General features: G+C 56.9%; 8 protein-coding genes. 2 read left to right on the plus strand and 6 right to left on the minus strand.

Translation table 11 applies throughout. The features are described 5' to 3' along the window. Nucleotides 1–86 precede the first annotated feature (86 nt). Both JK213_RS08290 and JK213_RS08295 read left to right on the plus strand, forming a co-directional pair. Nucleotides 87–1070 (plus strand): DUF1852 domain-containing protein, encoded by a 984-nt coding sequence (locus JK213_RS08290; protein ID WP_194262468.1) that lies wholly within the window; start codon nt 87–89, stop codon nt 1068–1070. A gap of 30 nt (nt 1071–1100) precedes the next feature. Continuing rightward, nucleotides 1101–2129, plus strand: coding sequence for a methionine synthase (locus JK213_RS08295; RefSeq protein ID WP_194262467.1), 1029 nt, complete (start codon nt 1101–1103; stop codon nt 2127–2129). A 52-nt stretch (nt 2130–2181) separates the two neighbouring features. Here the strand turns inward: JK213_RS08295 and JK213_RS08300 are convergent, their stop codons facing one another. The 6 genes from JK213_RS08300 to JK213_RS08325 all read right to left on the minus strand — a co-directional run bounded on the left by JK213_RS08300 (nt 2182) and on the right by JK213_RS08325 (nt 13128). Further along, nucleotides 2182–3093 (minus strand): LysR family transcriptional regulator, encoded by a 912-nt coding sequence (locus JK213_RS08300; protein WP_194262466.1) that lies wholly within the window; start codon nt 3091–3093, stop codon nt 2182–2184. 66 nt (nt 3094–3159) lie between these two features. Continuing rightward, nucleotides 3160–4926 (minus strand): amidohydrolase family protein, encoded by a 1767-nt coding sequence (locus JK213_RS08305; RefSeq protein ID WP_211571347.1) that lies wholly within the window; start codon nt 4924–4926, stop codon nt 3160–3162. A 49-nt stretch (nt 4927–4975) separates the two neighbouring features. Further along, nucleotides 4976–7480 carry a zinc-dependent metalloprotease gene (locus tag JK213_RS08310; protein WP_194262465.1) on the minus strand — a complete coding sequence of 835 codons (2505 nt, stop codon included), beginning with the start codon at nt 7478–7480 and terminating at the stop codon, nt 4976–4978. Nucleotides 7481–7516: 36 nt separating this feature from the next. Continuing rightward, nucleotides 7517–10294: a TonB-dependent siderophore receptor gene (locus JK213_RS08315; protein ID WP_211571348.1), complete on the minus strand. Its 2778-nt coding sequence runs from the start codon at nt 10292–10294 to the stop codon at nt 7517–7519. A 383-nt stretch (nt 10295–10677) separates the two neighbouring features. Next, a complete protein-coding gene (locus JK213_RS08320) occupies nt 10678–11814 on the minus strand; it encodes a M20 family metallopeptidase (protein WP_211571349.1) in 1137 nt (378 codons plus the stop codon). 27 nt (nt 11815–11841) lie between these two features. After that, nucleotides 11842–13128: an MFS transporter gene (locus JK213_RS08325; protein ID WP_194262464.1), complete on the minus strand. Its 1287-nt coding sequence runs from the start codon at nt 13126–13128 to the stop codon at nt 11842–11844. Between the last annotated feature and the right edge of the window lie 10 nt (nt 13129–13138).

Here is a 13138-nt window from a genome sequence, read left to right on the forward strand (position 1 = left end):
CCGATTGGAAGCTGCACACACGTAAAATTCTCTACAGATCCCCATCATGGTCTGGAGAATTTCTGCCCGAGCAAGGTGAAACAGGAATGTCTGCCGAATTTACATTCTCTATCAAAAAAACCCGGTTTGATGAAGACTACACGCCTTCGGACGACACACGCCTGACAACCAATTTCGCCAATCTGGCCAGAGGTGAACACCGGCGGGAAAACCTGCAGAGAGTTCTGCAGATGATCGATAACCGCTTCAATTCCCTCGCGCACTGGGACAACCCCAAGGCAGATCGCTATTCCATCGAGCTTGAAATCATTTCCATCGAAATGAACATCAACGTCGCTGCAAAGCGTGACGTCTTTCAGCTCATTGAAATTCTCAACACGACCATTGTCGACAAGGTTAAAAACGAGCGGATCCCGGGCCTCTCGGGAAACAGTTTTTCGTCCTATGTTCGCGATTATGATTTCAGCGTCCTGCTTTTGAACCACAATCAGGGCCGTTCAGAGTTTCAGGTTCCCGATCAGTACGGCGATCTGCATGGCAATCTGTTCAAGGCAGCGATCCATTCGGCTGACTATAAGGCCCTGTTTGGCAAGGCACCCGTCATCTGCCTGAGCGTTTCCAGCAACAGAACCTATCACCGAACCGAAAACCATCACCCGGTTCTGGGGACCGAATACGAACAGCGCGAATTTTCCCTGACCGATCAGTATTTCGGGAAAATGGGCATGAAAGTCCGGTATTTCATGCCCGCTTTTGCCACCGCGCCGCTGGCGTTCTATTTCATCGGCGATCTTCTGTCAGACTATTCCGATCTGGAACTGATCAGCACGATCAGCACGATGGAATCCTTCCAGAAAATCTACCGGCCGGAAATCTACAATGCCAATTCCCCGGCATCCGACTGCTATCAGCCCACCCTGAAGCATCAGGACTATTCGCTGACCCGCATCGTTTACGATCGTGAGGAGCGCAGCAGGCTGGCCGTTGAACAGGGCGTGTTCACGGAAGAACGCTTCATCAAACCGTATCAGGACATTCTGGGACAGTGGTCTGCCAGCTTTCCTGCCTGATCCATCAAAAACAGCAAGGCCGCAATCATCATGAAAACACTTCTCCCGACCTCGACCGCTGGCAGCCTGCCGAAACCGTCATGGCTCGCGAAGCCGGAAACCCTCTGGTCCCCCTGGAAACTTCAGGGTGAAGAGCTGGTCGAAGGTAAGCAGGACGCCCTGCGCCTGACGCTGGATAACCAGAACCGTGCCGGCATCGATATTGTCAGCGACGGCGAACAGACGCGCCAGCATTTCGTTACGACATTCATCGAGCATCTGAGCGGCGTCGATTTCGAAAACCGCCAGACGGTCAAGATCCGCAACCGTTACGACGCAAGCGTGCCGTCCGTCGTGGGCGCCGTGTCGCGCGAAAAGCCCGTCTTCGTCGAAGACGCCAAGTTCCTGCGCAAGCTCACGGACAAGCCGATCAAATGGGCCCTCCCCGGCCCCATGACCATGATCGATACGCTGCATGACGCGCATTACAAGAGCCGTGAAAAGCTGGCTTGGGAGTTCGCCCGCATCCTGAATCAGGAAGCTCGTGAACTTGAAGCCGCTGGCGTGGACATCATCCAGTTCGATGAACCTGCCTTCAACGTTTTCTTCGACGAAGTGAATGACTGGGGCATTGCAACGCTGGAAAAGGCCATTGAAGGCCTGAAATGCGAAACCGCCGTCCATATCTGCTACGGCTACGGCATCAAGGCGAATATCGACTGGAAGAACACTCTGGGCTCGGAGTGGAGACAGTACGAGGAGATTTTCCCCAAGCTGCAGCGGTCGAACATCGATCTGATCTCGCTGGAATGCCAGAATTCGCGCGTTCCGATGGATCTCATCGAACTCATCCGCGGCAAGAAGGTGATGGTCGGCGCCATCGACGTAGCCACCAGCACCGTTGAAACACCAGAAGACGTCGCCAACACGCTGCGAAAGGCCCTTCAGTTCGTCGATGCGGACAAGCTGTATCCGTCGACCAACTGCGGAATGACCCCGCTGTCCCGCCAGGTCGCAACGGGCAAGCTGAACGCCCTGAGCGCAGGTGCCGCAATCGTCCGGAAAGAACTTCTGGGCTGACCTGTCTGACGGAGTGGAGGTCGGCATAGCGGCCTCCACTCCACGTCCTGTTTTACGGGATCAGAACGTCCTGATCCCCGGGACTGGCCGCAAATTTTATGAAATTGGTGAGATACTGGACGTCCTCATCCGTTTCGCGCCGTCCCAGAAAAATCTGCTTTGCAATGCCATGTTTGCCAATCCTGATGGCATGGAGATCAAAGCGCGCGGCGTATTCCTCCACCAGCCATCGGGGAAGAACGGCCACGCCCCGGCCATGCGCTACCATGACCAGCATGATATCCGTCGTTTCGATCTGCTTCTGCTGACGCGGCGCAATCCCGGCGGGCTGTAGAAACTGCGTGTAAATATCCAGTCGTTCCGTCGGCACCGGGTAAGTGATGAGGATCTCATCCGCCAGTTGCTCAGGTGTGACACATTGAACATCGCGCAGCCTGTGGCCGCTTCCGACAACAAGCACGAGTTCATAGTCAAAGACGGGGGTAAACTTCAGCTCCGGCTTGTAGAGCGGATCCGGCGTTACGAGGATATCAATCTCGTTACCCAACAGCGCCCCAATCCCCCCGAACTGGAATTTCTGCCTGACGTCCACATCCACTTGCGGCCAGCGTTCGAGATAGGGCGAGACGACGTTGAGTAGCCATTGATAACACGGATGGCATTCCATCCCGATCCTCAGCGTACCGCGCTCTCCATTGGCAAACTGCTCCAGCCGCTCTTCAGCCAAAGAAAACTGTGGCAGGAGCCGGTTCGCAAGCGAAAGCAGCCACTGCCCCGCCTGCGTCAGAACCAGCGACCGCCCCTCCCGACGCCAGATCTTCACGCCAAGCTGGATTTCGATCTTGCGGACCGCATGGCTCAGGGCAGGCTGCGTCAGGTTCAGTCGCGCCGCAGCCGCCGTCAGCGACCCCTCCCGGGCGACTTCCTGAATGATGGTCAGATGATTACGTTCGAGAATGGCCATACCCTGTCAGTCATATGCACAAAACTCATATGCCGACAGGGAAATGTTCTTCATGAAGCCCTGCGCCTAGTAGAATTTGAGCGTGTCGGCCTGAAGCCACGCGGTCGTTCCCGGAGCACAGGAAAGACCGATCTCCAGATCGGTGATGTCCCGGCCCGTCCAGACCCTGTGATGTGGATTATCCACGCTGGCCAGACTGGTGAAGGGAACCCGGATCGTCTGCCAGTGCGCAGACAGCGGCAGAGATGCGCTCCAGGATGCCCCGACCGTCCCATTGGCCGTCATGCGCGCATCGCAGGACGATCCCCGCACTTCAACGGAAATTCCATGATAGGCCGAGACATCCACGGGCAGGATCGCGCCGGTCGAAAGCGGCACGGAAACACCCGCGTAAGGCGTCTTCTGCTGTGCCATGGTCGCCGTCATGAACAACACATGCCCTTTGCCCGCCTCGCGCGGCATGACTCCGGAGACCTCGACCGTGCGGTCCGGTCCGCGATCCATCGTGTCGGTCCGCAGCGTATCGAGCGAGGACCGCCCATCCGTCCGCTCAAAATCATCCACAAGTTTCGCAGCAGGCATCGGCGCAGGCCATCCGGGCCGCCCGTCGGCAGGCGGAGCTTCAAGCCCGTAGAGCGGCTTTCCATCCACCATGGTCATTGCCACATGATGAATGTCGGAAATCGTCTCCCAGGGCCGTCCATCAAAAACCGTAATATCCGCCCGCAGACCCGGTGCGATAACACCGCGGTCCTTGTCCTGTCCGATCAGGACCGCACTGGAATGCGTCGCAGCCATCAAGGCCTGCGCCGGCGTCAGACCGGCACGGACCAGAAGTTCAAGTTCATGAAGCGTTGAAAGACCATGCGGCGTTGCGGGCATTCCGGCATCCGTGCCCACACCGATGATGACGCCCGCGCGGAAGAGCTTGCGGACATTGCGCAGTGCATTGTCGAACAGGACGCTGTTCGCAACGACCTTATGGTCGGAAGAATGAACCCATTTGTCCGGATCGAAAACCGAAAGTGTCGGGATCTCACCCATCCCGCTCTCCCGGATAACGCCGACTTCGTCCTCGGTCAGCACCCGGTCCTGAAGACCATGCGCCAGCGAATCAACCTTTGCCCGCGCCGCAATCAGCCCCCGTTCGACGGTCAGGGTATGGGTCATGACTTTGAGACCCTTGACGTGAGCCTCCGCCACGGCCGCCGCCAGCGTCGCCTCGTTCATGCTGGTATTGTCAGGCATGCGGTTATAGCGCCAGCCATCCGAGAAAATCTTGATCAGATCCGGATGATACGCCACCACTGCGTCAATCGCGGCTTTCGCGCTGTCCGGAGAACTGATCCAGCGTGTCGTGTTCTGGTCCGCCCAGTCCGCACCATGGCCGCCCGGCGTGCTGATCCGGGCCGCAAAATTGACATGCGGCGCATAGAGCTTCGTCAGCCAAGCCCGCAAGGGCGCATAGGCTTCCGGCGCTTCGTTAAAATCGCTGACCGTCGTCACACCCGAACGCAGATAGGCGGCGGCGATGGACGGAAAATCAGTGGGGTCTCCCGCCACGGTCCAGTGCGTGTGAAGATCGAAAAGTCCCGGTGTGACAGCCATGCCGTGCACATCAATGACATGCGCATTGGAAGGAACGGCGATATCCTTTCCGACATCCGCAATCCTGCCATCACGGATCACAATGGTCTTCCGCGCCGCCGGAGCGCCCGTGCCGTCAAAAACGACGCCTCCTACGATTGCAGTCGTCTCCGCCATCGCCGCCGGAACAGTAGCGCACAGAAACGCCGCTCCAAGGCTCGCGGTCATCAGGGTTCGTTTCATCATCTGCGTTTCTCAGTCCTTGGCGTTCAGTCTGGCTCGGAAATGACCGGTTTCAGATTGGGGCATCTTCCGAAAGCCACCCCCCTTCGCCCCCGCCGATGGGTGTTCCGGGCGGAATATTGGCGGCTGGCCGCGTTGTTTTTAACGCCTCGCGCCCCAGACGCGCCTGATCATGCAGCAGGACACTCATTTCCTGACACCAGACCGCTTCATCCCCCTGCCCTTTAAACGCCGCGAAATTCCCGGCCGCCTGCCGGATAGCCCCGGAAAGAGCCAGCGCAACATCCGGCGAGGTATGCGGATCGTCGCGCGTCTGGGCCATGCTGAGAATGGTCCGATAGGCAATCCGCCGCTCCAGAGCCGTCTGATGCCGGGACGCGACATCAGCCGTCAGCCTGTTCAGCAGATCTCCAAGACCGGGCAGCGCAGGATCGCGGGCATGTTGCAGAACCATCCGCTCCAGACGGCCCGGCCCGAGCAGGGAATGCAGCGTGATCTCGGCCGCCGTCTCCGCCGCATTGAGCGGATCAAACGTCGAAGATCCGGCCATCCGGAAGACTTCGGTATCGTATTGCGGATCAGAATTGCCATTCACGCCAGACGACAACATGAGCGTCAGCGCTGGCGAGACGCTCAACACTTTCGGAGACAGTGTCTCCAGCAGGGCATCCATCGCCGCATGCTGCCGCTTCGCATCAACCGAGACCGGCAGCGGACTCTGCCCGTCAACAACGGCATAGCGGTAATCCAGCCCGCCGATCAGCTTGCCGACAGCCTCGACGTCATAACGATGCACGAGCCAGAGCGGAACGAATTTACGACGCAGGTCAGACAGCCGCTCTCCCGGATGCAGGACATGAGGCCCAAAATGCGACAGCGCGATCTCACGCACCTTCAGCATCTGCCGCAGATCGTCCGTCGTGTCCCCGCCATCCGTCCACATATTGTTGCCCGCGAGTGCGGAATCGCTGTCCCGGCCGTCGATATCGGTGCCGAAACGTATGCCCTGCGCCTCGATCGCTTTGGCCTTGAGGGCCGCGGCCTTCTCCGGATCCTCGCCAGGCTTCGGCTGACCGTACAACCAGTCGATGGCATAGCGGTCCCAGGAGCCGACACCCTTCGCATAGGCATCGGAAAAATCGAGCTTATCGCCCGTTATCCCGATCCGGGGGCCGGGATAATCCATGACGGAGGCACGGTCCTGCGTGCTGGCATAAAAATTATGCACAAGGCCAAGCGTATGACCCACCTCGTGAACGCCAAGCTGCCGCAGCCGGTCCAGCGAAATCCGGACAGGGTCATTGGCACGGCCGGTATTCTCGTCCTCAGTCCCCGCCAGCGCCTCGAAAATGATGAGATCCTGCCGGAGCCGAAGCCCTTCCAGCACCACGTTTCCGCGCAGCACTTCGCCCGTCCGCGGATCAATCACACTGATCCCGTAAGAATAACTGCGGGTCTGACGTTCATTCCAGTTGACGATGTTATAGCGGATATCCTGCGGATCGACGCCCGGCGGCAGGATCTTCACCTGGAACGCGTCAATATACCCGGCCGCATCAAATGCCTTGTTCCACCAGGCGACCCCCTCGGCCAGAGCAGTCCGCACAGGCTCGGGCGCGGCATTGTCGATATAATAAACGATCGGTTTTACAACCCGCGAGCGCGCTGCGGACGGATCGGTTTTGACCAGCCGGAAACGGTTGGCATACTCGATCAGAACATTCTGCCCCAACGGTGCCCCGAAATCATAAACCGCCGTCCCATGACTGCCCGAGCGGATATCCAGCTTGCGCGGCACATATCCCGCCCCCGGAAGACGCACGAGCGAATGATGGACAATGAAGCTGATCTGATGCGGATCAGGGGAAAGCTGGCTGACTTCCTTTCCCGGACTGTCGGACGCGAACGTCAGAACGGCTTCCGCCTCGATATTGTCGGGAAAAGTCTTGACGCTCGCTGAGTCCACCTGACTGAGGGCGGCAAGCTGGTGAAATCCCTTCCCCCCGGCCTCGACCGTATCCGGCAGCTTCATCCCGCCGCCATTCAGCGTTTCGGCAATGGCCATCGTGTCATGGGTATAAAAAGGCGTGAGATCGACCACCGTATGCCCGGCCTGATCGACCGAAACGATATCCAGCATCGCAATCACGCTGAACGGAAAGCTCCGCTTGACCCCTTCCCGAACCTCCGCATCCCCTTGGGACATGAATTTCGGATTTTCAAAAATCACCGCAACCCGCGAGCCGATCCGGCGAAAAGCCAGAATATGCGTCGGCCCGAGCATCCCGTGATCCAGCCGGATATTGGCCGACCCGATCCCTGTCCGCAGCGCACTGGCATAAAGATAGCGTCCATACAGCCCATCACTGTCCGGCGCGGGAAGCGAAACCAGCGTTTTTCCGTTATGGGCATCGACACGGACCGCCAGCAGTGGCGCCTCTTTCGCATCCTGAGCATATGCCCGAGATCCAACGCCAGAACTTGCAGTTGCAATGGTACTAACGAGAAGCAGGAAACGGAGATTTCGTGACTGTCGAAGACATTTCAAAGAAAACATGAAGGCTTCCTGCATTCTCCAGAGAGGGGATTATTTTCAGAAATTCGCAGTAACGGCGACGCGGAAAACCCTTCCCAGATAATTGTAGAGGGACTCATTGGTCTGGGCAAAAGCAGGCACGTTGTTTCCGTCAGGACCGCTTCCGATCAGAACCGGTTTCGAATTGAGCATATTGTTCATGACGAACGTCGCTCTGACAGGGTGGTTATACGCCGTGAAATCATAGGCGATGGACGTATCGAAATAGACGGCACCCTTGATGTGGTTGTTGTTGATTGTCCGGTGCTGCGGCGTCGAAACCGGGCAGTTCGTGGTGCACTGAACATAGTCGTTGCCATAGACACCTGAGCTGAAACCACGCGCCACAAGATTGAACGTGTAGTTATCCACCTTGTAGAAAGAGCTGATCCGGTAATTCCATTTCGGCGCGCTGTAATCGCCCGACAGACTACCGCCATTCACCCCGGCATAGTTGATCGGATAGACGTTGTTATCAACCGTATTGGAGATGTAGTGCGTGATTTCGCCATGGACCGAGAACGTCCCCGGCAGCTTCTTCCAGATTTTCGCAAGGCGGAACCGGTAGCTCGCCTCGATATCCAGCCCCCGCTCCTTCTGGCTGGCGAAGTTGAACGGCTGCAACAGGATGCTCTGCAACACGCCATTCGAATAATGGATGTTGTTGCACCAAGCCGTTCCGCCGGAATAGCAGAAATCAACAGCGTTCTGTCCGGTGACGGTCCCGATCGCATTGCTGATATTGATGCTGTAATAATCAACCGACGCCATGAACCCGGGCAGGAAACGCGGACTGAGAACTGTTCCCACGGTCCAGGTGTTCGAGGTTTCCGGTGAAAGGCTGGTATTGCCAGTCCGGATCTGCGTGAACGGCTGTGAACCCGGAACAGGGGAATTGGCCGGCAGAACCACGGTATTGTTCAGCGATGTTCCCGCAGCATAAAGCTCGTTCAGATTGGGCGCGCGGATATCATGGCTGTACGTCCCACGAAACTTGATGTCCTGAATAGGCGCATAAGTCGCACCCGTCTTCCAGGTCTCGACACTTCCGGATGTGGAATAATCCGTATAACGCCCGGCACCATTGATATCGACGCCCTTCAGAACCGGCAGATCAAGTTCAACATAGCCTTCCTTGACGTTATAGGAGCCTTTGTTGGCCAGGAAGTTCCCGTACTGCCAGCCTGACTGATAGGCGGAGTTCACATAACCCGACACCGACTCACGCCGCCAGTCGCCCCCCATGGCAATGGCTGCATTTCCGCCCGGCAGATGGAACATGTCCCCCCCGATATCGAAGGAGGCGACATGCTGCTGAAGCACCTGCTCACGCGCTGGCTGTCCCGTCTGACCACCATAAATGTAATTCAGCGCGGCGGCAGACGGCCCGCTCGTGCCAAGACGGTCAATCGGCACACAACCATTGCCGGGATTACTGATCGTCGAACGGCACATGATCTGGCCGTTATGCATAACGGCATCCTGAGCCAGAGCCATCCGCGACACATTCCAGGTATTCTTCAGGCGAATATCATCAAGAGTCCGGCCATACTGGTAATACCAGTCCCAGTGCCAGTTATTTCCCGCGAACTTGAACTGCCCGTTCATCCCGCCGACATAACGAAACACCTGACGGCTCACATCGCTTCCCGGCACCGGAAAGCCCGCATTGCTCGTTCCCATATTGAACGAATTCAGACCGGCCGCAGCCATCTGGCTGGCAACCTGTGAGTAATCGCGGTTCAGATAGGCATTGTCGCGGTTGATCGTAACCCCGGTACTGGGCGTCTGCTGGTAATAGCTGCTCCCGATATACTTGTTCCAGGAAAACTGGCCGAAGATCTCGGTATGCTCGCTGATGTCGTAGGACGTGCGGTTAAAGACACTGATACGCTCCTCGCTCGGGGTCAGCGAGTTGGTCCCCACATGCCCTTTCAGCGTCTCCTCCGTATCCCCACCAATCATGTAAGGGCTCGAAGCCGCACTTCTCACACCATATTTGAGCTGCCCGGTCTGCCCCGGTGCTCCAAAATATGTTCCTGCAAGCGGCCCCGAACTGATCAGACCACCCGACGTATAGGTCGAGGGACCAAATCCTGACCCCACAAGCCGCTGTGGCTGACCATTGGTTGCCGTATAGGCCGGGTTGTTGATCTGGAAATATCCGCTGTCGTTCCAGGACCGATCAATCGTATCCACGCCGAACTGCTGGTAATACTGCGCATCCAGCAGCACATGGAGCTTCCCGTTCAGGAAAGTCTTTCCCATTGTTGCGTTGAGCGTGTAATTCGGATCGTCCGCATAAGTCGTAAAACCGGTATTGGCCGAGAGCTTCACGCCCGAAAACTTCTTGTTCAGAACAAAATTGACGACACCGCCCACCGCATCGGAACCATACTGCGCGGAAGCGCCCCCCGTCACAACTTCCACACGCTCAACAAGGTTCTGCGGAATGGTGTTGACGTCCACCAGCCCCGTGATGGACGATGGTACAGACCGCTGACCATCAATCAGGATCAGCGTCCGGTTGGCCCCCAGACCGCGAAGATTGACGGAGTTGATTCCGGCCAGTCCCGAAGACAGAAAGCCCGAACTGGTCGCAGATGTGCTCCCCTGCGTCACCGCAGGAAGCTGGTTCACCAGATCGGAGATATTTGCCGGAACCTGGGCAGCGATATCCTCATGTCCCAATACTGTCACCGGCGTGGGAGAACTGAAGCCGTTACGGACAATATGGCTCCCCGTAACCGTCACCTGTTCCGCCGCGCTGCCTTTGACAGACGTGACTTTCTGCAATTCCTTCTTTTTTACAGAAGCCTTTACGCTGGTTCCAGAAGATAATCTATGTTCGACACCGGAACGTTCTGAGGAATTTTTTTTGACTTCTGCTGAAGGCGTTGCAGCATCTTTCACATCAGCCGCACACACAGCCGTCATCGGAAAAACACACAGGATCGACGTCGACAGAAGAGAGCGGGAAAAGCGACCCAGCGGAAACTCTGTTTGTGCCATTCTAAGACATCCTGTGTGGTATTATGAAAAAAACTTTTACGAAAGTTGCCTGATTGAAACAAGAAATTTATCAGATATTCGCGCTTTGTATTATTTAGAACACTACCAGAACGTCTTTCCCCACAGACTGCAGGTTTCCCAGACATTCTGGCAGATGCCTAAAAACCTTAAAGCTGTAGGAGCAACTCGGTCAGCAGGTTCCATCTCACAGGGATACTGGAGATTTCTATATATTCCTGAAGGGTGTGTGCCCCGTCTCCTACGATGCCGAGCGCATCAAGGGTCGGAATTCCCATTGCGGCCGAAAAATTTCCGTCTGAGCCGCCACCCGTAGACAGGTCAAAGAGTGTCTGACCGTCCGCAATGGAAATGGCTTGCGCTTTTTCAACCAGCGCGGCGATTCCAGCGCTTTTCACATATCCAGGGCGGTTGATCTCGCCTTCGACAACGAAACTAACATCCGGATCGACCGCTTTGAGGCCCAGAATACGCTCATTCATTTCTATGCCGGTCGCGGCATCCGGAACACGCAGATCAACGACCGCAGACGCATGTTCCGCCACAACATTGGCGCCTGTGCCTCCGGAAATGAGACCAACATTGACAGTGATGCCCCGGCTTTCATCCGTCATGGCTTCAAGCGCCAGAATCTGATGAGCCAGTTCACGGATTGCACTGCGGCCTTCAGCATGCGCCCGACCGGAATGAGCGGGGCGGCCATGACATGACAGGAAGTACCGCCCAACGCCTTTTCGGCCGCTCACGATGCCATTTCCAGGACGTCCAGGTTCCGTTACGAGCACATATCTGGCTTTGGAGGCTTCCTCTTCGATCAATTGACGCGATGACGGGCTGCCAATTTCCTCATCCGACACAACCAACATTCGTATGGGCAAAGGCGACTGCCGTGACAGTCTGGCCAGCGCCCGGAACGCCAGAAGAACGCCCGCTTTCATGTCAGCAATACCCGGCCCGTACAGCCTGTCCCTTTCCTGTTTCCAAGGCAGATTATGGGCAAGAGTACCGATGGGATGGACGGTATCGATATGACTGAGCAGCAGAATACCTTTTTCATTCGACATCCGTTCGGGATCGAAAAGAACGAAATGATCCCCTAGCGGAACACCACGTGTGTCCATATTGCCGCTGTGAATTTCAACCGCCAACCCGGCATCTTTGGCGCTGGACATGATCAGTCGCCCCAGTTCGTTCACCTTGTCAGGACTAGTGGTCGGCGTCTCGATACTGACCCATTCTTTAAGTTCCGCAAGAAACGACGACAGGTCTTCAGATGACATCTTCATAAAGAAAACTTTCAGAGAACTGGAAAATCAAGGCGTATGAAAGCCGGTAGCCAAAGAGGCAGGCGTATCGCGCAGGCGCTTTCTCATCCACAGGAACGGAACCGTGGACAGCAGGGCCATGACCACCACATAAAAACACCATGAGACAGAACTGCCTGTCCGGTTGATAATCACGGTGAAAATGGGCTGGGCCGAACCGCCAAACACAGTCACGGCCAGAGAATAGGCGCAGCCCACACCCACTGTTCTGACAGGCATCGGAAACAGCCGCGTGAGAATACCGGTACCCGTTCCCGAGGCCGCGCCATGGAAAATGGCCAGAAATCCCAGAAGCGAAAAAACGACCGGAAACCCTGCGCCATGAGAAAACAGCATGAAAACCGGAACAATCGTACAGGCCAGAATGACACGGCAGGTCACGACGATCGCCGTCTGCCCGAAAGCTGAAACCAGATACCCACTGGCAATCGCTCCGAATGCCGTACCGGCACCGATCGCAATATTCACTGATAGGGCCGGAAGCGCATGGAAATGCAGGTTTTTCCCGGCAAACAACGCACAGTAGAGAAAGAAATACTGAAGCACGGTTCCGCCCGCCGTGATCAGCATGCCCGACAGAACCTCAACAGGCATTCTGGTGAAAACGGACAGAATATGAGGCGGCTTCTGCTGCCCCAGTTCGGGAACAAGGGTTTCCTCCAGCGCACCCCGCAGCCAGAGCCCGATCGGCCCGATCATGGCCCCGATGGCAAACGGAATGCGCCACCCCCAACTGGCAAGCTCATGATGGGTCAGCACAAGGCTCAGCAAGGCTCCCAGAAGTCCGGAAGCGATGGTGGCAAAGGACTGACTCGCAAGCTGCCAGGACGCCGCCCGCCGCGAGGTTTTCGTATCGGGTGCGGACTCCACCAGAAACGCCGTGGCAGGCCCCATCTCCCCTCCAACCGAAAACCCTTGAAGCAGTCGCGCCACAAGAAGCAGAGCCGGCGCGGCAATCCCGATCGCTTTGTAGCCCGGCAGAATGGCAATCAGCAGAGACCCGACGCACATCGAAAGCAGCGTCAGGGTCATGGCGGCTTTCCGCCCGCGCGTATCGGCATAATAGCCGATCATCAGAGCCCCCAGAGGCCGCGCGACGAAACCAAGACCGAACACGGAAACCGCCTGCAAAACGCGGACGTAATCATCCGTACTGCCGAAGAAATAATCCCCGATATAGGCCGCATAAGCCGTAAAGACCGTAAAGTCGAAGAACTCCAGCGCATTGCCGACAGTCGCGGCGGCGATCGTTCGGGCGGTTTTTCTGCCTGTCATACATGCTGTC

Source organism: Gluconobacter sp. Dm-44, from assembly GCF_018256175.1.
Classification (GTDB): domain Bacteria; phylum Pseudomonadota; class Alphaproteobacteria; order Acetobacterales; family Acetobacteraceae; genus Gluconobacter; species Gluconobacter cadivus.

Excerpts from the sequence above, each read along its gene's own strand:
- JK213_RS08290 (WP_194262468.1), top strand. The coding sequence starts at position 87 with ATGTCTGCCGAATTTACATTCTCTATCAAAAAAACCCGGTTTGATGAA.
- JK213_RS08295 (WP_194262467.1), top strand. The coding sequence starts at position 1,101 with ATGAAAACACTTCTCCCGACCTCGACCGCTGGCAGCCTGCCGAAACCG.
- JK213_RS08300 (WP_194262466.1), bottom strand. The coding sequence starts at position 3,093 with ATGGCCATTCTCGAACGTAATCATCTGACCATCATTCAGGAAGTCGCC.
- JK213_RS08305 (WP_211571347.1), bottom strand. The coding sequence starts at position 4,926 with ATGATGAAACGAACCCTGATGACCGCGAGCCTTGGAGCGGCGTTTCTG.
- JK213_RS08310 (WP_194262465.1), bottom strand. The coding sequence starts at position 7,480 with ATGTTTTCTTTGAAATGTCTTCGACAGTCACGAAATCTCCGTTTCCTG.
- JK213_RS08320 (WP_211571349.1), bottom strand. The coding sequence starts at position 11,814 with ATGAAGATGTCATCTGAAGACCTGTCGTCGTTTCTTGCGGAACTTAAA.
- JK213_RS08325 (WP_194262464.1), bottom strand. The coding sequence starts at position 13,128 with ATGACAGGCAGAAAAACCGCCCGAACGATCGCCGCCGCGACTGTCGGC.